Source organism: Planococcus antarcticus DSM 14505, assembly GCF_001687565.2.
Lineage (GTDB): Bacteria > Bacillota > Bacilli > Bacillales_A > Planococcaceae > Planococcus > Planococcus antarcticus.
Genome location: NZ_CP016534.2, coordinates 581,555 through 602,082, shown reverse-complemented (window position 1 = coordinate 602,082; position 20,528 = coordinate 581,555). Strand labels below are relative to the sequence as shown.

The window sequence follows — 20,528 nt, the reverse complement described above, 5'->3', positions numbered from 1 at the left end:
TAAGTACAACTTTAGTATAAATTCAGGTAATAATATTGAAAGCGCTATCACTAGCACTCTTTCAACATCATCTGTAATTTTTAAACTTCCCCCTAAATTTCCCGGCACAAAAAAAGCATCTCCACTTGCCGATCGAACCGACAGGTGGAAATGCTCTTTTATTTTCTGTATTTGATCGCCAAACCCTTGAGGAAGTTCCGCGCATAGCGATCGCCGCATTCTTTGTAATTTTTGTGGCCTACTTTTCGCAGCAAGGCACCCATTTCGCCTCTTGTCACTGTCACACCTGCCAAATCCCAAATCTCCAGCACATCTTCACTGTTCAGCTGCAAAGCGATTTTCACTTTTTTCAGCAGCAAGTTGTTGGAGCGCTCATTGGTCAATGCCGGAATTTCAGGTTGACCGGGTTTGGGCTCCTGCTTGCCTCTCTTGAAAATGATGAAACCGTTTAAAAACGACTCGAACAAGTGGTCGTCTGCCTTGATGTAGTCCTCGTTGTCCTGTTCAGTCCAGATGCTGTCATTGCCCTCGTCATCGCTTTCTGGCGTTTTCGTCAGCACTTTCAGCACTTCTTCCTTGCTCAGTTCCACACCACCCAGTTTGAAAATCTCGACCATATCTTTGTTTTTTATGTCTAGCGCGTAGCGCAGCCTGATCAGTAAATCATTATTATCCATTCTAATTTGCCTCCTGTTAATTTCCAGTAATGATGTCTATGCACAATAAATCCAATTCTAATGATAGCACATATTCCCTTGTCCATCGGGCTTACAAACAGACAGTAAAAAAGACAGCTTTATATGCCTGTCTCCTGGTTTTCTCTATTCTTCGCTTCTTTTAATTGCTTTACCTTATCTTGTAGGTCCACGATAATTTCCAGAGATTCTTCATCGTCTTTTGACTCTTCATAAAAGAACTGTAAATCGCGCTCCATATCTGCCAAACGTTCGTTATAATGCTCAAGTTTTCCGGCAATAATTAACCGCTTTGTTTCTTCTACATTTTTCATTTCTCTTTAACCTCCACTTTGATTGATGGAACGTTCATTTTCTTTTAGTTCCCGCTCTCGAATATCTTAATCCGTTCTTTTTGACATTTTTATGTCTATTTTAAGTCTTTTTATCCAATTGTCAACTAAGTTTACAATTGGTTGGATTTATGATACGATGAAAGTTAGTTGAGTTATATTTTAGGAGGAAAAAAATGTTCACTATTGGAGATCACATCATTTATTCCGCCCATGGCCTATGTAGAATTAACGATATTCGTGACGAAACAGTTTCAGGTGTCACAAAGAAATATTACAAATTACATCCTTTGGAGAATACCTTGGTGACCATCAGTACACCTGTCGATAATGACAAGGTCGTTATGCTGAAACTTCTTCAGAAAGAACAAGCTCTTGAAATCATCGAAATCTTTAAACAGCCTGGAGCAGAGTCGGACAGCCAATCAAATTCTAAACCGTTGCCGTCTAAAAACATCAATACGGGAGACCGTATGCAGATTGCAGAAGTCGTCAACACATTGATGCGCAAAAAATTTGATACGCAACTCCAGAAAGAAGCTTTCTATGCGCACGACTACAAACTTCTCAATAACACACAGATTATTCTCTTTAAAGAACTCGCCCACGCATTGGACACAAGCTTTGAAGAGATCAATAAAATGATCAACGACTTGATCACGGAAGAACAACCGCTAACTATTGGTTAACTTTTGTACTGATAAAAAAGTGCCCCGCTTCATCAAGATCTTGATGAAGCGGGGCACTTTTTCAAAATCTAAGCTATGTTCCCCAATCGGCCTTAAGAAGATCCTTGAGAATCTTCATTTGGTCAGCACCAATTTTTTCTATAATTTTATTTTCTAGCTGACCCTTTAGTCCTTCGTGTTTCTCATAGCATTGTTCTCCTAAAGCCGTTAACCGGATGCATTTCTCTTTTTTATTGTTCTCCACATTCTGAACTTCTACCAATCCTTTGGCAGCCAGATTTTTAATGAATTTATGGATCGCTTGGCGGGAAATATCCACATTCTTAGTGACGTACGCAATGGTGGGCTGCTTTTTATAAATACGCGCCATAATATGCCATTCAGAGTTTGAAATGTGAATTTCACTCGTTTCATTCCATGCATGTTCCAAGATTTTCAGTGTTGAAATCTGGCGTTCGCTCAATAAATCAATCAAATCTAAACTCTGCAACTCCACATACGGGGCCAAACGGTTCACTCCAATCATCTTCTTCGCCATTTAATATACCGATTCCATCAGATGAAGTCAATTTGTAGAAATACTTATGCAAGTTTGAAGAAATTGCTGCTATCCCTCCACTCTCCCATTCATTTGTCTTCCACCAATCGACTGCTATACTTTAAAATATTTTGAATTAACATCCACTTTCTCGGTAATATACGAAATGGCGGGATGCCGTTTATAGAATCATTTCTTACTATTTTATTGGCTTCTCCTTTTTTAGGCTAGCCTACTTCTCATTTTCCAATAAATGCATCACCTGTATTATTATTGTTATTCTAAATCCATTCATAAAAAAAGAGAAGGCACTCTATTATAAATGGATGCTACATGAGCAAATACATCTTGATAGAGGCCTTCTTACTGGAAAGTGTTATTCAGTTACTGTGCCCGCATTAGCCGGATGGACGCCATGACGATAGAAATCGGCATGAATTGGCTTCAACGCTTCACGTCCCAGGATAAGGTCTGCTGCTTTTTCCGCCAACATCAATACAGGTGCATGGATATTGCCGTTCGTAACGTATGGCATGGCTGATGCATCGACCACACGCACATTGTCTAACCCATGAACTTTCATCGTTAACGGATCTACGACAGCCATTGGGTCCGAAGCAGGTCCCATTTTCGCTGTGCAGGATGGATGAAGGGCAGTCTCAGCATCATTCGCCACCCATTCTAAAATCTCCTCGTCTGTACTAACGGCAGTTCCAGGTGAGATTTCCCCTGAATTATAAGAAGACATCGCAGATTGAGACATAATTTTCCGAGAAACTCTTACCGCTTCAATCCACTCACGTCGATCCTGTTCAGTAGAAAGATAATTATAGACCATGCTCGGGTACACTTTAGGATCTTTTGAACGGATCTTCAATGATCCCCTCGAATCGGAGTACATAGGTCCAACATGTACTTGGAAACCATGTTTAGTTTCCGCCTTTTGCCCATCATAACGCACTGCTACCGGCAGGAAGTGAAACATCAAATTCGGGTATTCAACGTCTTCGTTCGAACGGACAAAACCTCCGCCTTCGAAATGATTGGTCGCTGCCGGACCAGTGCGTGTGAAAATCCACTGTAAACCGATTAAAGGCATCCGCGCTTTGTTTAAACTAGGCTGTTGAGAAACAGGCAATGGACAAGAGTGTTGGATATAGACTTCGAGATGGTCCTGCAGGTTTTCTCCTACGCCTGGAAGGTCCACTACAGGTTCAATGCCGAGTGAGCGAAGGTGTTTAGCCTCTCCAACACCTGACAGTTGAAGCAGCTGAGGCGTGTTGATTGCACCACCAGATAGTATAATTTCACCGGCTTCGACATAATGAGTTTTGCCATTTTGTCGATAAGTCAGTCCTTTAGCTCGAGTCCCATCGAAGTCGATGCTAGAAACGAAAGCACGCGTTTTCACCGTCAGATTTTGACGCTCCATTGCCGGATGCAGGTAAGCACGCGAAGCTGACAAACGTCTGCCTTTGTACACATGCTTATCGAATGGTCCAAATCCCTCCTGACGAAAACCATTCACATCTGGGGTTCGTGAGTAACCTGCCTCTACACCTGCGTTAAAAAAGGATTGAAACAAAGGATTAGTAGCTGGCCCGCGTTCAAGTTTGATCGGTCCATCGTGGCCACGAAGATCATCATCCGGTGAGGCCAAAGCCGTTTCCAAGCGTTTAAAATATGGAAGACAGTGGGCAAAACCCCATGTCTCCATTCCTGTGTCTGCTCCCCAGCGCTCATAGTCCAGCGGATTTCCGCGTTGGTAAATCATCCCGTTGATTGAACTCGAACCGCCGAGCACCTTTCCTCGGGCATGCTTGATACGTCGTCCATTCATGTATGGCTCAGGATCCGATTCATATTTCCAATCGTAAAGACTGTTGCCTGCAGGAAATGGCAAAGCTGCCGGCATTTGAATCAATAAATCCCATGAATAATCACTCCGTCCCGCTTCTAAAACCAGAACATTTCTTGTGCCATCTTCACTTAGACGATCGCCGAGCACTGAACCCGCACTACCTCCACCAACAATAATAAAATCATATGTTTCACTCATCTTCTGTTCCTCCTTGAATGTTGAAATTGACAGGAAAGGAGTTAGACAACAGGAAAAGCATTGCTCAAAAACCCTTCTTCATTTTTCAAATTTAGTTAGTAATTTGTGTTTTGATAGCCCATTTATCTAAACCAAATCGGTAGATCAAAATCGACTTTACGAGAAATTTTGAATTCTTTTGCTCTTGCTGATTCTCTAAAGAATGGATCACCGGTTAACGGCTTAGAACCAATTAATAGAAGCTGGTTTAAGATTTTGGAATATATGCTTTGTTTCTGTATATTCTTCTAGGCCTTGTCTGCCAAGTTCACGTCCAAAACCTGACTGCTTAAATCCGCCCCACGGGGCGTGCGGGAAGTAAAGGTTAAATTCATTGATCCACACAGTACCCATGCGCATTTTTGTTGCACAACGTTCAGCTTTTACAATGTCGTTCGTCCAAACTCCACCGGCAAGTCCGTATATTGAGTCGTTGGCAAGCTTTACCGCTTCTTCTTCTGCACGGAATTTCTCAACTGTGAGAATTGGACCGAAAGCTTCTTCTTGAACGATTTTCATGTTTGTTGTGCAGTCCGTAAAAATAGTAGGCAAATAGAAAAAGCCTTTTTGTAATTCAGGATCTTCAGGACGTCTTCCGCCAACCGCTAATGTAGCACCTTCTTCAATCCCTGCTTCTACGTACTTTTCTACTTTTGCTAGGTGTTCAGCAGAAATCAGTGGACCCATTTGAGTCTTTTCGTCAAATCCGCTTCCCAGCTTGAATTTCTTCACTCGTTCTACAAGCGCGGTAACGAATTCATCGTGAATGCTTTCTTCTACAATTAGTCTTGTGCCAGCGGAGCAAATTTGTCCTGCATGGAAAAATACTCCGTTCAGCGCTTGGTCGACTGCTACTTCAAAATCAGCATCTGCAAAGATGATGTTCGGGTTTTTCCCACCAAGCTCAAGTGCGAGATTCTTCACGTTCACGCTTGCTGCCTGCATAATTTTCTTCCCGGTGGCAAGGCCGCCTGTAAAAGAAATAAGATCTACGTCCGTGTTGCTGGACAGCTCTGCACCAACTGTAGCTCCTGCACCAAGAACTAGATTCACAACGCCAGCAGGTACTCCCGCCTCTTCCATCAGTTCAAACACTTTTATAGTAGTAAGTGGTGTAATTTCACTTGGCTTCATGACTAACGTATTTCCAGTCACTAGCGCTGGAGCCAGTTTCCAGGATGCTTGCAGTAAAGGATAATTCCAAGGTGTAATTTGCCCACAAACACCCACAGGTTCGTGAACTACTTTACTAGTGGAGTTTGGCACTGGAGAATCCACCAACTCTCCCCCATTTTTATCTGCAAGTTCTGCATAATAGCGAAACACACCAGTGATATCATCCATGTCTCCACGGCTTTCTACTGTTGTTTTGCCCGTATCCAATGATTCTAAATCAGCAAGTTCCAGCTTATCTCTTTCAATCAATTCAGCAATTTTCCTGACAATAGTCCCTCGCTCAGTTGCTGGTGTTGAAGCCCATGTTCCGTTATCAAATGCCTCTCTTGCTGCAGAGATTGCTGCTTTTGCATCTGTTTCATCACCTTCTGGAACAACAGCAATAATTTCCTGATTAAAAGGATTAATAATGTCTCGTTTGCTCCCCGATTTTGCGCCCACCCATTTACCATTGATATATTGTTGTAATTTTAAATTCAAATCTATCAACTCCAGTTTTATATTTAATTAAGTTAGTTCAGAATTTATTTAACACAAAAAACATAACACGTCTTTTTAAGGCTGTCAAAATTAGTTGCAACACAATGTATAAATTTAGAAGTGAAACCACTTAAAACAGTTGTGGTTATTGGTTTATAGACATTTGCAAGTGGTGAAAACCCGATTTTCCATTTGACATTTAAACTGAACAGGTTAACATGAAGTCTGTTAAGAAGATTTAAGTATTTTTTAATACTATTTACTTTATTGATAAAGGAGCGACATTATGAGTGACTCTAGTGAAAGATCCAGAATAAAAATAGAAGAAGCCAAAGATAAAGTCATTGGCGCGATTGCAGAGACTATGGATTTATATGGGGTAACGCCTGCTGCTGCAAATTTATATGCAACTATGTATTTCAAAGATCAAATGACACTTGATGAAATGCGTACAGAGCTCGAAATGAGCAAACCGAGTATGAGTACTGGTGTCCGAAAGCTTCAGGAAATAAAGATGGTCAAAAAAACATTTACACGCGGTTCGAGGAAGCATACTTATGTAGCCGAGAAAGATTTCTTCCGTTCTTTTATGGTGTTTTATTGTCAGATGTGGGAACGGGAAGTAAAAATGAACATGGAAGCAATTGAGGAATCACAAGAAGAGTTTATCGATATTATAAAAGACTCCACCAGCACACCCGAAATTGTTGCAGAAGCAAAACAATACTATGATCAATTAGAAGAATCTAAAACCTACTATCACTGGTTGGATCACTTAGTTGCAAGCATTAGAAGCGGTAAGATCTTTGAATTCTTACCAAAAGAACCACAAGATTAAGTGGACTTAAAGTTTTCAGGCAGTCTATAGAAAAGCAGTTACAGATTGCCTCTTTATGTGAATGTTCTACTCTTTCGTAAAAAGAAAGAGCTTTTCACGGATTTTTAGTTAAATAAAATTTTAATGTATTTAATTTTTTTAATGCATTTTAATTAATAGGTATTATTACAAAGGGGAGTTTTACAACATGAACAAGTGGAAAAAAGAATTTCGTTTTATTTTAGCGATGCTTATCGTTACTGTACTCACAGCATGCGGAAACGCTGATGGAGAATCGAATAGTGAACAACAAGGCACCCAAGCAGCCGAAAGTGATAAAGAAATAACTATTGGTCAAATTAACTGGGCTGAAAATATTGCTGTAACAAACATGTGGAAAGTAATTTTAGAAGAAAAAGGTTATGACGTAAAGTTGAATGTTTTGAACATGGGCGTGACGATGCAGGCATTGGAAAGTGGCGATATAGACGCCAGTTTGGAAATATGGTTACCGGTACAGGATGCTAATTATTTGGCGGAGTATCAAGATACGGTTAATTTCTCAGATGCTACTTGGTATGACAAGGCAAAAGTTGGACTTGTTGTTCCAAGTTACGTAGAAGAAGTTAATAGTGTAGAAGACTTAAATGATCATAAAGAAATTTTCGACAGCAAAATTGTTGGGTTTGATCCTGGAGCAGGCACGATGGAAGTTACAGAACAATTAATCAAGAACTATGATCTTGAATTTAAACTGCTACAAAGTTCTGAATCTGCAATGCTAGCTGAAATCAGCGAAGCAGTAAAAGCTGGAGAACCCATCGTGGCACCGCTTTGGAGCCCACACTGGGTATTCTCAAAATATGACTTAAAATTTCTGGAAGATCCGCAAAATACATTCGGTGGCACAGAAAAAATTCACCATGCTACAAGACAAGGATTTGAAGAAGACTACCCTGAAGTAAGCGAGTGGTTTAAAAATTGGAAGATGAATGACGAACAAATCGGCGAGCTTATTGACTATGTAGAAAGTGCTGAAGACCCTCTGGATGGAGCTGCACAATGGGTTGAAGAGAATAAAAAATTGATTGGTGAATGGGTAAAATAAAGGCATAAATATAAGAAGTAAAGAAGCTGGTCTCTCGTGTGAGAGATCAGCTTCTTTTGTTATTGTCAGAAGTGTATTCGCAAGCAACGCATTGTGGCAATCCCTTCTAAATTTTTTTATAAATTCATGGTTTTATTAGTAAGAACTCCACTTCACAATTTTTTAATGTAAGAAGAGTTTTTTATCTTTGATGTGCCGTGCATTGAATACATCGAAGAACATTTGAAAGTCATCATAAAAAGCAATACATCAGTTCATCAACCTAAAAGGCTATTATGCCTAGTCGGCCATCGACCTGCTGAGCTGGCTGAACGACTATAAAAAAATACGGCTTTTTCTATGTCAACCACAAGGATGGGCTAAACTGCAAGAAAAAGCTGTCATTTCATTGGTATCAGCATGTGATTGAGACGTGTGGCGAAGGATTGGAATTTGCATTGTCTCACAATACTCTTTACTCGCGTTTGATTTCAGCCAACACCTTTTCATACATGCTGTCAACGCCGATGCCTGTCAGAAACGGCATACCGTCGATTACCTTATCTTTTTAAATTCCCAATGCCAAAACAGAAAAAACCCGATTGAAATCACTTGTTATAAAAGTGGTTATCATTCGGGGATATTTATAAGCTCAAGTATGCCATATCTTACTTTTAGTCATAAGTTTACTATTGTTCAATTTGTTCAATAGAAATTCCCGGGATGGAAATTGAACCGCCCATAGTCGATTCGTAAGTAATTAGTCCCGTCGATAGTCCTCTTATCGTAACCGTATCATCTTCTAAGATTCGGGAATCTACAACTGTGGAATCGAATTCTGCAAAAAGGATGTTATCATAGTCATCATTCACAGCTAATCTGATTTGAGTTGTTCCGTCACCTTCCATTACTTGAATAACAGTGCCATGGAATTTAACTTTTTCAAAAAGGAAATCATCAGGCGTTCTAGCCAATTGATCATACGTAATACCCGTATCATATCCAACTCTTTCTTCTTCTTCCGCCTCTGCTTTTTCTTTGGCTGCAACTTCAGCTTCTGCATCTGCTTTAGCTTTGGCTTCAGCTTCTGCTTTGGCTTTTGCCGCTGCTTCTTCCGCTTCTTTCTTAGCTTTAGCTTCCTCTTCTTTTTCCTTCAATTCTGCTGCTTTTTCTTTGCGTTCTTCTTCTTTCAATAAGAAGAATGGTTCTGCTTCTTTCACTTTAGCTTCTAGTTCTTTAATGTTTAAAGAAGATTCTTCGTTAGTTGATTCCAGTTCGTTGATTTGTTCAATCAGTTTTTCATTGTTGTCTGTAGATGCATCTACTTCAGATTGAGAAGGACCAACGCTACCACCAATAATTAGAGCAATTAATGCTACTAATATGTATCTCCATTTAGCTTTAATGAATCTTAACACCTTTTCCATATTCAAATCTCCCTCTCAATTATATAGTTCAAATTAATCATATTACATATAATCCTAATTTCATAGTTAAAGTTGTATAAATATACTTTATTTATGAATTTTAGTATGCAAAATATTGACGTGTAGTTTATAAAATTCTACTTCTCGTGAAATTTTGATGAAAAATAAAACTTCTTATTTTTTAGAGAAGTAGGATTTTCTTTGCTATATGTTGAACTAATTATTTATAGTAGGACCGATTTCGCTATGGACATTCCATAAAACAGCTGCCAAGAGCTTGTGACGAACTAACTCGGGCTGTGCACCCGAGTAGATTTCTTCCCGTGTCGCTTCCGCTGCTCTCTTGGGAGTCTCCGCTGATTTACTTCATATCCTACTGATTCGTCATTCAAAGATGCTGTGCAGAAAGATAAAGATTGGCAGGTGGTGGAGCTCAGCGCTTCATACGCGGAAAAAACGTCCGTCTGGAGCGATTTCTTCGTTTATCTACTCTTATCGAGGTGAAAAAGCTATTTCTTTAGTAAAACTTATATAGTTTTTAAATTGAACTCTTCTTTCTGAACGCAGAATTCTTTAAAGATTTTTGAGTAGCAACAACCAAGTTGGCTTGCCCTAATCGGCTCAAGCATTTTTTTAATGATTTTTTTTCGGAAAAAGTGATCAAAAACGAACACTTCTATAACAACACGACAGTCACTCAAGACTATGTATCTTCCTTTTCCGCCATTGCCTTTTTAGGTCTAATCGTTCAGTGGTTGGATAATGAGGTAGCTGAAATCTCCTGTGATGAATTGCCAAGATATATATTTAGATCATCTTCCTCATCAAGAATTTGTGACAGAGGAAGAGCATTGAAGACGGCTAATGCCTCAAATTTCACATCTGGATAAACAGCAAAAGGCCGCCTCCTGTTATAATAGGAAGCAGTCTTTTTTTACTTGCCGGCAGCATCTATATCGGACTCTCCAGCTATCTCGATCCCGGTCTCTTCTTTTACAACAAAGAAAGCTTTAAAAACAAGAGCTGCAAGAGCTGCACCTATAAGAGGTGCAACAATGAATACCCAGACTTGAGCAAGTGCATCCCCGCCAGCAAAAATAGCTGGAGCCAAACTTCGCGCCGGGTTTACAGAAGTACCGGTCAGTGGAATACCAATAATATGGACCAGCGTCAAAGTTAGACCGTTCACAATTCCTCCCATGTGTGAGGTTGCCTTGCTCGAGGTCACACCCAAAATGGCCAACACAAATATAAAGGTAAGAATCACTTCAACGACAAGGGCTCCGGTCAGATTTAATCCGACTGCACTCAACTCTCCATAACCGTTTGCACCAAACCCTTCTAAACTTGTAGAACTTGCGTTGACAAAGGCGAGAACAGAGCTTCCTGCGAATGCCCCTAAAACCTGCGCAATTACATATCCCCCAAATTCTTTAACAGTCAGATTGCCAGACATTAGCACAGCCAGCGAAACCGCCGGATTTACGTGGCATCCAGAAATGTGGCCGATGGCATAAGCTCCTGCTACTATTGAAAGTCCAAAGGCAAATGCAATGGCAAGGACTCCAAAAAACCCTGTGTCCGTTCCTCCTGTGTAACCTCCCAAAACGACTGCTGCACCCGTACCCAAGAATACCAAAATAAAGATACCGATAAATTCTGCCAAATATTTTCTCATCATAAACCACTCCTCTAACCCGAATGAATTTCCAAAAGACTCGCTTCTTCTTGTTACGTTAAAGCTGAAGTGCCTGGCATTCAGAAAGTGACCTGATCCTTTTCATCCGGACTGCTGCATCATTTTATGCAATATACGTTTTTGAAAGTGTAACTGGAATCCAACATTATCAACTCTTTTTGGCAAGCTACGCTCCTTTCCATTTGTTATCTATGGATTCTTGCCCATCTCCTATCTTCAGCTTTTTTTATTTTCCGAATTCTGTTGGTAATATATTTTTGCTTTCATTGTAGTTTTATACCTAAAAAACGCAAGATATTCCTTTAGCTGTAAAAAAGGCTTCCCACCAATTCACTGAATTGGCGGGAAGCCTTTTGCGAAAACTATTTTTTTGCAGGATTATTCGAAGTTTAGCTGCTCTCTAGAGTTTCCACTAACTTCTCTGCCTCTATCGAAGCCTCAAAATCGGTAAGCAATGCACGCACTTCATCCGTCGTTTCTGTATACATCAATTGGTTTCTCAATTCCCCAACCCCACGGACTCCGCGGACATAAATCTTAAAGAAACGACGAAGCGGTTTGAATGAAATCGGCTCGATGTCTGTAGAGTATTTGTCGTGAAGATCCAAGTGCAACCGCAGAAGATCAAACAATTCCTTCGGGCTATGTTCTGTCGGTTCTGTTTCAAAGGCAAACGGATTATGAAAAATCCCCCGCCCGATCATGACTCCGTCGATTCCGTACTTATCAGCAAGCTCCTGGCCTACTTGGCGATCAGGAATATCTCCATTGATGGTCAGAAGTGTATGAGGCGCCACTTCATCTCGGAGCTTCTTAATCTCCGGAATTAGCTCCCAGTGTGCAGGAACAGCGCTCATTTCTTTTTTAGTACGCAGATGAATCGACAGGTTGGCAATCTCCTGCTCGAATAGATGGGTCAACCAACCTTTCCACTCGTCCACATCGGTATAGCCAATTCTTGTTTTGACACTGACCGGCAAACCGCCCGCTTTTGCTGCTTGTATAATATCAGCTGCGTTGTCAGGGTACCGGATCAATCCGCTGCCTTTTCCTTTTGCAGCAACATTTGGCACCGGGCAGCCCATGTTGATGTCAATCCCTTTAAAGCCTTGTTTCGCCATCCCGATACTCATTTCCCGGAAATGCTCGGGTTTATTGCCCCATATGTGTGCCACCATCGGCTGCTCATCTTCTGTAAACGTCAGTCTTCCCCGCACACTAAAAACCGCTTCCGGGTGACAATAACTTTCGGTGTTCGTAAATTCGGTAAAAAATACATCAGGCCTTGCTGCTTGGGCCACTACATGTCGAAATACAACATTCGTCACATCTTCCATCGGCGCTAACACAAAAAACGGTTTCGGCAAATCACGCCAAAAATTCTCTTTCATATTCAACTTTCAATCCTTTCATTACGGGACGAGAGGCCAAGCCTTCATCCAAAAATTCTTAATATATATTGAACAGAACCTGCTGTGCTGTGGGTACTCCACAAACAAACTCCGCTTTCGGACTTGCAGAATGTGGTCATGCAACTGGCGCTGAACTAACTTGAGCTGAACGCCCAAGTAGATTTCTCCTATATCGCTACGCTATTCCCAAAGAAGTCTCCACTGGTTTGTTCCATATCCTCCTACTTAAATAACACAAAAGGTTAATTTTCATTTATTAGTTGTTGAAGAGTTCTTAAAGGAAAGAAAATCAATAAACATCAATTTTGTTTATGATGTCACCTCATTTTTTCTTAGCCTTATACAGTTTACACGAGTCACGCATTCAAGGAAAGTGGCGAGCATTAAACCAGTTTTCTTAGGCAGAACCTTGATTTTTTCCTGTCATATTTCGGCAACATTTTGGACTGGCACCAGATCGATAGCCAGCTTCCCCCACTTTTTTTCTATACAAAAAGCGCCAATCCCGATAAACGAGTTGACGCTTCAACTAGTGGGACTAGCAGATTACATAATCCGTTCTGCCATCGAAAACCTGTTGTGTTTCACGAGTCAAAAAACTTATACGTATTTTTCCCTGCTGTTTTTGCACGATATAAGGCATGGTCTGCATGTTTAAGAAGCATATTTAAATTGATAGTGTCATCGATTGGATACGTCACAATTCCAATACTGGCGGAAAGTTGATAATCGGCATCCCATGCACTTAAGCTGTCGAGTAACCGTTCCGCTTGCTTAGTCATTTCCTCTTTGCTGGATATGTCGGAGAAATGGATGATGAATTCATCTCCCCCTAATCTGACTGCAAAGGCGTTGCGGTGCTCATTCACAAATTTCCGTAGCCTCCAAGCGACTTCTTTTAACACTAGGTCTCCCTCATCGTGGCCATGTACATCGTTTACCTTTTTAAAGCCATCCAAATCAAGAAAGAATATCACTCCTCCGGTTTTGTGATGGTCTTCAAAAAAAGTAGAAAGGTAGCGCCTATTGTATAGGTCAGTCAACGAATCTCTATAAGCAAAGCGCTCCAGATCCAAATAATAAGAAAACATCCTGACGATTCTTTGCAGTAAATGGATGCTCTTGTTGTCAAAATGGCTTACTTCATCGTTTATCGCGCATAATGTCCCAAATTTCTCTCCGTTCATAAAAGAAATAGGAATCCCTAAATAAGATCTGACATTGGCTTCTTCGAGCGCATTTTTAAAATCGGCTAAACTGCTTTCTTTCATCGTATCTTCATAGATCAAAGGCTGTTTTTTTTCAAAATCAATGCGATTGCAAAGAGTGTCGTTAAGGTTTACAACCATTCCTTCAGCCACCAGAATACTCGTATCCTCATTTGAAAGCTTTAGAATAACTTGCTGCGTATCACTGACAGAACTCAAAAAAAACAATTGGTCAGGCAAGATTTCTTTTGCCAGATCAAGTACATCGCTGGCCAGCTCATCAAAATTCTTATACATTTGCAATTCTTGATAGATTGTCACCATAAAGCACCTCAATTGTTATCATATTTTACTTTTATAGACCAATCATATGACAGGTAAAATACAACGCATTTAGATTGTTTCCATCTTTTTTTAGAAAGGCAATATTTTACTAGATTTCTTAAAGCTTAACATATACAACTAAAGAGTGTTCAACAACTTGACCGCCTGTGTCCTGACAAATAAAGTCCATTCGAAGGGTTGGATACTGAACTACCCATTTGAGACAAATAAAAAAGGCCGAAACCATTACGGATTCGACCTCCATTCATATATTCATTAAGGTTTTTGACTTTCAAAAAAACCATTAAGGTCATACAACTTGTCACCTGTTTAAAAACCACAATGAAATTAGTAAGCAACCCAACTCAACCCAGTAGTTCCCTCACCCGCATGGACACCCACGCAAACACTAAGTGCAACGACTTGTACCCTCAAGGATGGAAACTCTTGTAATAGCTCATGCTTCCATATTTCTGCGTCATCGGCATTATTGCAGTGAATCACAGCCACTTCTGGCACAGTACCAGTAGTCATATCTCCACGAAGCGCGGAAGTCACATTATCTTTCGCTCGCTTGTTTGAACGAACTTTTTCTTTCATAACAGGTTTACCGTCCTCAAAACTGATGACCACTTTAATGTTTAGCAAATTACTTATAAATGTTTGTGTTCCAGAAACGCGGCCACTTTTGTGCAATTGGTTTAAGCTCGAAGGAATAAAAAACAATTTCGATTTAGCTGTTAGTTCAGTCATAGCAGCAACAACTTCTTCCACGTCTTTACCATTTGCAAACAGCTCATTGCCGCTTTCAATCATTTTAACCATCGGAAAAGAACCGATTTTTGAATCGATTACATGCACGTTGAAGTCTGTCATCTTCGCTGCCGCCTGTGCGCTTTCAAATGTTCCTGATAGTCCACTTGATAAGTGCAACGCCATCGCAAAATCGTATCCTTCTAACTGAAGCTCTTCGTATAAAGAAACCATCTCGCCAATTGCAGGCTGCGAGGTTTTAGGTGAAACTTTTGCTAAGCGTAATCTATCGTAAAATTCTTCTTGTGTCAGATCAATCGATTCCCGAAATGACCCATCAGAAAAAACAACACTAAGGGGCAGGATATGTATATCATATTTCCGGATGAAAGCATCATCTAGTTGCGCAGCTGTATCCGTAATCCAAGCGATTTTCTTCATTAAAAAATTCTCCTCTAAATACAAATTTCATATCGGAATCCTATCTACTACCGCTAACTTACATTACGGATTAACAGCGTACTAGTGACAGTTGTCACATAAAGAAGAAGTTTTATTTTAGCTGTCATGATTTGAACATATATAGCCTCTTTCCTTTTATCTACGTAAATAGTCAACTCAAGTCGAACGAAGCCATGAAACTCATGAATACCTCAAATGAGGGTATTATAATTCAAGACTTCTCAAGGAACTTGGTTAAACTTCAAGAGAAGCTCCACGATTTCTTGTTGATTCAGTCGGTTGTTTGGGATAGGTTCGGCGACACTGCCAAACCTAGCTTCGAGGGGCATGGCGCTCATGAATTTTCTTTAAATGAGACATCTTGCCCGGGTCTCTGATTCATGGTTCTTCCGCTTAGTCTCGTGCTCGAACTGCGCCAGACTTGCGTTAGCTACTGTGTATCGACTTGAACTGTTTTTGATTTCTGATTGTTCGACTGAAAATGATCATCTACATTAATAAAAACAGTCAGCATCTTCATGATAAGATGCTGACTGTTTTTAAGTTTACTTTTACTGTTTGTTACAAAACACAATCCTCGACAAGACGAATATGAATCCCGTCATTTATCATGAATCTTTTAGTGAATCGCCTTCCGTTTCTTTCTTCACAAATGCTTTACTCTTCAGTTTAGGGTCAACGCCAAACTGATCTTCAAACATAATTTTCGCCACTTTCGGAGCAGCCCAAAATGTTGTCACTAAAAGCAGTGAAACAGGAATTGCCGTAACAACAATAAACGATTGAATTGCTTCAATTCCACCTTCACTAATCATTAAGAGCACGATCGCTACAGTACCCATAATAATTGCCCAAAAAATACGCATCGTCTTTGGAGGGTGACCATCTCCTGTTATCGCAACTGAAATTGTATATGCCATCGAGTCGGCTGTCGTGACAACAAATAAAACTGTGACTAACAAGAACAATGGTGCAATTAATGAATTGAGTGGTAGTTGTTGCGTAATGGCCATCATCGCAGCTGGCATACCAGATGCATTTAATGCATCCGAAATAATGCCTGGCTGAGCTAGCTCATAAAACATTCCTGTGCCTCCAACAACCGTAAACCAAAATGCCGTAACGATTGGTGCTGTAATAGACACGGCCAAAATCAATTCGCGAATGGTGCGTCCGCGAGTAATCGTTGAAATAAAGATGGCCATCATTGGTCCATATCCGAGGAACCAACCCCAAAAAAAGATGGTCCAAGAACCTAACCAAACCGAATTCCCGCAAAACGTACTCATTGCAAGAAATTCTTGAAGATGGACTCCAGATGCTGCAAGAAACGTATCAAGGATAAATCCGCCTGGTCCTAACACTAAAATCGCAACCATTAAAATCAGCGTAATAATGATATTTAAATTACTCAAAAATTGGATCCCTTTGCGTAACCCTGAAACAGCCGATATCGTAGCGATTATTACTACACCAACAATGATAATTACTTGCGTAAACAAGTTGTTCGGTATCCCGAACAATACTTCCATTCCGTAAGCAGCTTGCAGTCCAAGAAAGCCAATTGGTCCAATCGTCCCCGCTGCTACAGCAATCACTGCAGACGCATCGATAATGGTACCAAGCGCACTGTTTTTCATAATTTTTTCACCAAGCAACGGGTACAGCAATGTACGCGGTTTTAACGGCATGCCTTTTTGGTAATGCGCATACATTAATACAATTGTTCCAAGCGTTCCGAGAATCGACCACGCAAGAAATCCCCAATGCAAGTAGGCCTGTGCAAATGCTGGAATGACGGCACTTTCAGTAGCCGATTCCACACCAGAACCTGCAAAATTAGGTGAACGATCAAGAAAATGGTACATCGGTTCGGCAGCTGCCCAAAATACCCCTCCACCCGCAAGCAAGGTTGTCATAATCATGGCAAGCCATTTAAAATAAGCCACTTCTGGCTTTTCAATGCCACCTAGACGAATATTACCGTATTTTGAGAATCCAAGGAAAAGTGCGATAAAAAACGTACCTAAAAACAAAACTTGCCAAAATCCTCCGAAATATTTCACAGCAAAAGCGAAGGATTGATTAACTGTATTCGATACAAAATCTACATCGATAAACGATGCTATAACAAAAGCCACAAGTAACCCACCACTGATGAATAGTACGGGCCAATCCGTCCTAGATCCATATTTATTCAAAATATACCCTCCTTTATAAGCATCTATTATAGATACTTACCCTTTGAAAGAAGTAAAGAAATCACTCTACTTCGATAATGGTATCAATCTCAACCACTGCCTCGCGTGTGAAACATCATCAGCAGTCGATTGTTGATGTTTCACACGCACAATAACGTAATCTGCATAAGCTTTTTCGAGCAACATCCCTTTTTTCGCTACTAACGACTTGGACTTGTTCTGCTTTGTTCAATATTTCTACCTACTCTAGTTGGCTTTGTAAGTTTGACCATTCACCTATACATAAGTTGAACGAAAGAAGTATCCTATTGAAAATCGTTTCGGTCGCTTGGGCCTAGCTTCGCCTAGCCCCTTGCCGCGCCTCCGCTAAGATATCTCTCGATATGGAGCAAAACAGTGGAGACCCGCAGGAGCAAAGTGACTGAGGAGGCTTGGCGCCCGCCCGCGGCAAGCGGAGCTGTTTTGCGGAATATCAATTATGAATATTCACTAGTTCAACTTGTATAGCAACTAATGTAAGCCACATTATCCAAAAAACTCAGTATTCCCAATTGTTTTTGCCCTTTCTTACGCATAAAAAGAAAGAGCTTCGCACTTGAAAGCTTTTTTTGCAATAAGTATGTAATTGTATATGATACAAACACAACTTACCAACTCTTTTTACTCCTTAAAGCATTAATTGAAGAGATAGCGTCAGTTAACATCCTTTATCCGGAAATTTAATCATACGAACGCATGAACCCAAGTATCTTAATTCGGCAAATAAAGATATTTCAAAAAACTAATGCATCGCTTTTTGGTGCCTACAAGAAACACTGGAGCATGGTCACTTTTACATGCAAAAAAAGAGAGAAACCTTTAGAAAACAAGGTTTCTCTCTTCATTAGTTAGCTAGAATTACATTATGCCGCCCATATCAGGCATGCCGCCACCTTGTCCTGCTGGTCCAGGCAAGTCTGCTACGACTGCCTCAGTAGTCAAGAACATGGCTGCAACAGATGCTGCGTTTTGTAATGCTGAACGAGTAACTTTGGTTGGATCGACGATACCTGCGTCCACCATGTTGACCCATTGGCCGTTAGCGGCGTTGTAGCCGATACCGACTTCTTCAGTTTTCAGACGGTGAACGATGATGGATCCTTCAAGGCCCGCGTTTGTTGCGATTTGACGTACTAGCCTGGCTCTTCTAGTGCACGAAGAACAATGTTAACACCAGTGGCTACGTCGCCTTCGGTATCTTCAAGCAATGCTTCTACTTGTTTGTAGACGTTAACTAGTGTATTACCGCCACCAGCAACGATTCCTTCTTCTACAGCTGCACGAGTTGAGTTCAAGGCATCTTCAATGCGAAGTTTACGTTCTTTCAACTCCGTTTCAGTTGCCGCTCCGACTTTGATCACGGCAACGCCGCCTGATCGTTTAGCTAGACGCTCTTGTAGTTTCTCTTTGTCGAATACAGAAGTTGATTCTTACAACTGTGAACGGATCTGGCCAACGTGCGATTCAATAGAAGTTACATCGTCGATTCCTTCAACAATTATTGTCTTGTCTTTTGTAACCACAATCTTCGAAGCGCGTTCTAATGATGGTAGGTCAGCAAACTCCAGATCAAGTCCTAGATCATCTGTAATCACTTGGCCACCTGTTAGGATTGCACTAGCCTTACGACGATCGCCGTACTTTAGAGTACCTGTGCAACATTGAATTCAGAATTAACTATTGCACAGGCAAACTTTAGTCTTTACAACATACAGTACGATTGATAAGCATATTCTCAAAATACGTCTATGCGTCTTCTCTTATCGGATCACTAGGGATGACTAGGTTCAATACAATAGCAACAAAACAGGCTATTGTTATTCCAGATTCTCCAAACAACAACTTAACAATGTCTGGAAATGCGTTCATAGCATCGGGTACTTGACTTAATCCGAGTCCAAATACTAAAGATAACCCAATGATAATCTTTGCTCTTTCATTTAAAGGCTCTGATGTCAATATGTCTATACCTGTTAATGTAATTTGAGAAAAAATAATTACTGTGGCACCTCCAATAACTGCTTGTGGCATTGTAGATATAAGAGCCCCGAACTTAGGAATAAGACCAGCCAATATTAAAAACGCAGCGCCAAGAGCTACAACATATCTACTCATTATTTTTGTAAATGCTATCATTCCTACATTTTGACTAAAAGATGTATTTGGCAAAGAATTAAAAACCGCTGCTAGAGAAGATGTAAAACCATTTGCTATTACTGAGCCAGAAAGCTCATCAGGCGTGGGTTCTCTGTCTGCTCCCCCATTAGTAATTGCTGTAACATCTCCAACTGTCTCAACAGATGTAACGATAAACATAATTAACATAGGTAGTATAGCTCCCCAGTAAAATTCCATGGGAAAATAAAATGGTTTTGGAATTGAAAACCATGTAGCTTCTCTTATTGCTGAAAATTCTACCATACCTAGTGGCAAAGCAACCATATATCCAACGACAATTCCTATTAAAATTGAAGATGTTTTAGCCATTCCCTTTGCATATCTATTTAGAAAGATTACAATTACCAATACTAGTAAAGCCACCATCCAGTTTTTAGCTGATCCAAAATTTTCAGATCCACTTCCTCCAGCCATAGCTATAATACCTGTAGGTAAAAGTGACAAACCTATAGTAAGAACTACTGTACCTGTTACAATTTTTGGAAAGAACCTCCTTAATTTCTTTATAAAAAATCCTAAGGTCCCGCCAAATAAACCTCCTACAAGACTTGCACCTAATAATCCTGATATACCATAGGAGCTTGCTATAGCTATATTTGTAGGTAGAAATCCAAAACTAGTACCCATAACTATTGGGAGTCCTGCTCCTACTCTCCATATTGGGTAACATTGGATAATAGTTGCAACTCCTGCCATGATCATTGCACTTTGAACCAATATCGTTAAATCAGATCCTGTGATGCCAACCACACCTGCGATTATGATAGGGACGGCAATATTACTTAGGAACATTGCAAAAATATGCTGTAATCCCAAAGGTATTGCTTCTTTTAATGGGGGTATACCATCTACATCATATTTATTTGTGTTCGTAACTTTATTATTATATCCAACTATTTTTTTCATAAAACAC

16 protein-coding genes and 2 pseudogenes are annotated in these 20,528 nt (G+C 40.4%); 5 read left to right on the top strand and 13 right to left on the bottom strand.

Features of this window, described 5'->3' with window-relative positions; all coding sequences use genetic code 11:
- Positions 1-158: 158 nt before the first annotated feature.
- Positions 159-677: a YehS family protein gene (locus BBH88_RS03150; RefSeq protein ID WP_006828651.1), complete on the bottom strand. Its 519-nt coding sequence runs from the start codon at positions 675-677 to the stop codon at positions 159-161.
- A gap of 119 nt (positions 678-796) precedes the next feature.
- Positions 797-1,009 carry a hypothetical protein gene (locus tag BBH88_RS03145; protein WP_006828652.1) on the bottom strand — a complete coding sequence of 71 codons (213 nt, stop codon included), beginning with the start codon at positions 1,007-1,009 and terminating at the stop codon, positions 797-799.
- Between the two features lie 194 nt (positions 1,010-1,203).
- On the opposite strand from BBH88_RS03145, the gene BBH88_RS03140 reads away from it, so the two are divergent.
- Positions 1,204-1,716, top strand: a complete 513-nt coding sequence (locus tag BBH88_RS03140) for a CarD family transcriptional regulator (RefSeq protein ID WP_006828653.1) — start codon at positions 1,204-1,206, stop codon at positions 1,714-1,716.
- A gap of 73 nt (positions 1,717-1,789) precedes the next feature.
- On the opposite strand, the gene BBH88_RS03135 is transcribed toward BBH88_RS03140, so the two are convergent.
- From BBH88_RS03135 to betB, 3 genes are all read right to left on the bottom strand, one after another.
- Complete coding sequence (locus tag BBH88_RS03135) at positions 1,790-2,254, bottom strand: MarR family winged helix-turn-helix transcriptional regulator (RefSeq protein ID WP_006828654.1); 465 nt, start codon at positions 2,252-2,254, stop codon at positions 1,790-1,792.
- A gap of 376 nt (positions 2,255-2,630) precedes the next feature.
- On the bottom strand, positions 2,631-4,313 hold the full coding sequence (betA, locus tag BBH88_RS03130) for a choline dehydrogenase (protein WP_006828655.1): 1,683 nt from the start codon (positions 4,311-4,313) through the stop codon (positions 2,631-2,633).
- A gap of 222 nt (positions 4,314-4,535) precedes the next feature.
- Positions 4,536-6,008 (bottom strand): betaine-aldehyde dehydrogenase, encoded by a 1,473-nt coding sequence (betB, locus tag BBH88_RS03125; RefSeq protein ID WP_065537315.1) that lies wholly within the window; start codon positions 6,006-6,008, stop codon positions 4,536-4,538.
- A gap of 286 nt (positions 6,009-6,294) precedes the next feature.
- Here betB and cudC point away from each other — a divergent pair, with 286 nt between their 5' ends.
- From cudC to BBH88_RS19540, 3 genes and pseudogenes are all read left to right on the top strand, one after another.
- Positions 6,295-6,846 (top strand): choline uptake/conversion transcriptional regulator CudC, encoded by a 552-nt coding sequence (cudC, locus tag BBH88_RS03120; RefSeq protein WP_065537316.1) that lies wholly within the window; start codon positions 6,295-6,297, stop codon positions 6,844-6,846.
- A 187-nt stretch (positions 6,847-7,033) separates the two neighbouring features.
- Positions 7,034-7,933, top strand: a complete 900-nt coding sequence (locus tag BBH88_RS03115; RefSeq protein WP_065537317.1) for a glycine betaine ABC transporter substrate-binding protein — start codon at positions 7,034-7,036, stop codon at positions 7,931-7,933.
- A 183-nt stretch (positions 7,934-8,116) separates the two neighbouring features.
- Positions 8,117-8,361: pseudogene (locus BBH88_RS19540) on the top strand (family 1 glycosylhydrolase); the annotation flags it as partial.
- A gap of 240 nt (positions 8,362-8,601) precedes the next feature.
- Here BBH88_RS19540 and BBH88_RS03110 read toward each other — a convergent pair.
- Positions 8,602-9,339 carry a hypothetical protein gene (locus BBH88_RS03110; RefSeq protein ID WP_006828659.1) on the bottom strand — a complete coding sequence of 246 codons (738 nt, stop codon included), beginning with the start codon at positions 9,337-9,339 and terminating at the stop codon, positions 8,602-8,604.
- A gap of 602 nt (positions 9,340-9,941) precedes the next feature.
- On the opposite strand from BBH88_RS03110, the gene BBH88_RS19980 reads away from it, so the two are divergent.
- Entirely contained in the window at positions 9,942-10,229 is a 288-nt protein-coding gene (locus BBH88_RS19980; protein ID WP_169823196.1) for a TetR-like C-terminal domain-containing protein, read from the top strand.
- Between the two features lie 44 nt (positions 10,230-10,273).
- Here the strand turns inward: BBH88_RS19980 and BBH88_RS03105 are convergent, their stop codons facing one another.
- From BBH88_RS03105 to BBH88_RS03070, 7 genes and pseudogenes are all read right to left on the bottom strand, one after another.
- On the bottom strand, positions 10,274-11,020 hold the full coding sequence (locus BBH88_RS03105; protein ID WP_083387735.1) for an aquaporin: 747 nt from the start codon (positions 11,018-11,020) through the stop codon (positions 10,274-10,276).
- Positions 11,021-11,427: 407 nt separating this feature from the next.
- Positions 11,428-12,429, bottom strand: coding sequence for a tRNA dihydrouridine synthase (locus BBH88_RS03100; protein WP_006828661.1), 1,002 nt, complete (start codon positions 12,427-12,429; stop codon positions 11,428-11,430).
- Between the two features lie 605 nt (positions 12,430-13,034).
- Positions 13,035-13,982, bottom strand: coding sequence for a sensor domain-containing diguanylate cyclase (locus tag BBH88_RS03095; protein ID WP_006828662.1), 948 nt, complete (start codon positions 13,980-13,982; stop codon positions 13,035-13,037).
- A 348-nt stretch (positions 13,983-14,330) separates the two neighbouring features.
- Positions 14,331-15,176: a DegV family protein gene (locus tag BBH88_RS03090; protein WP_006828663.1), complete on the bottom strand. Its 846-nt coding sequence runs from the start codon at positions 15,174-15,176 to the stop codon at positions 14,331-14,333.
- 629 nt (positions 15,177-15,805) lie between these two features.
- Positions 15,806-17,398 carry a BCCT family transporter gene (locus tag BBH88_RS03080; protein WP_065537319.1) on the bottom strand — a complete coding sequence of 531 codons (1,593 nt, stop codon included), beginning with the start codon at positions 17,396-17,398 and terminating at the stop codon, positions 15,806-15,808.
- Positions 17,399-18,295: 897 nt separating this feature from the next.
- A pseudogene (locus tag BBH88_RS03075) lies at positions 18,296-19,077 on the bottom strand (TCP-1/cpn60 chaperonin family protein); the annotation flags it as partial.
- 106 nt (positions 19,078-19,183) lie between these two features.
- Positions 19,184-20,521, bottom strand: a complete 1,338-nt coding sequence (locus BBH88_RS03070; protein WP_065537320.1) for a uracil-xanthine permease family protein — start codon at positions 20,519-20,521, stop codon at positions 19,184-19,186.
- Between the last annotated feature and the right edge of the window lie 7 nt (positions 20,522-20,528).

Coding starts and splice junctions, on each gene's coding strand:
- BBH88_RS03150 (WP_006828651.1), bottom strand. CDS start 677: ATGGATAATAATGATTTACTGATCAGGCTGCGCTACGCGCTAGACATA.
- BBH88_RS03145 (WP_006828652.1), bottom strand. CDS start 1,009: ATGAAAAATGTAGAAGAAACAAAGCGGTTAATTATTGCCGGAAAACTT.
- BBH88_RS03140 (WP_006828653.1), top strand. CDS start 1,204: ATGTTCACTATTGGAGATCACATCATTTATTCCGCCCATGGCCTATGT.
- BBH88_RS03135 (WP_006828654.1), bottom strand. CDS start 2,254: ATGGCGAAGAAGATGATTGGAGTGAACCGTTTGGCCCCGTATGTGGAG.
- betA (WP_006828655.1), bottom strand. CDS start 4,313: ATGAGTGAAACATATGATTTTATTATTGTTGGTGGAGGTAGTGCGGGT.
- cudC (WP_065537316.1), top strand. CDS start 6,295: ATGAGTGACTCTAGTGAAAGATCCAGAATAAAAATAGAAGAAGCCAAA.
- BBH88_RS03115 (WP_065537317.1), top strand. CDS start 7,034: ATGAACAAGTGGAAAAAAGAATTTCGTTTTATTTTAGCGATGCTTATC.
- BBH88_RS03110 (WP_006828659.1), bottom strand. CDS start 9,339: ATGGAAAAGGTGTTAAGATTCATTAAAGCTAAATGGAGATACATATTA.
- BBH88_RS03105 (WP_083387735.1), bottom strand. CDS start 11,020: ATGATGAGAAAATATTTGGCAGAATTTATCGGTATCTTTATTTTGGTA.
- BBH88_RS03100 (WP_006828661.1), bottom strand. CDS start 12,429: ATGAAAGAGAATTTTTGGCGTGATTTGCCGAAACCGTTTTTTGTGTTA.
- BBH88_RS03095 (WP_006828662.1), bottom strand. CDS start 13,982: ATGGTGACAATCTATCAAGAATTGCAAATGTATAAGAATTTTGATGAG.
- BBH88_RS03090 (WP_006828663.1), bottom strand. CDS start 15,176: ATGAAGAAAATCGCTTGGATTACGGATACAGCTGCGCAACTAGATGAT.
- BBH88_RS03070 (WP_065537320.1), bottom strand. CDS start 20,521: ATGAAAAAAATAGTTGGATATAATAATAAAGTTACGAACACAAATAAA.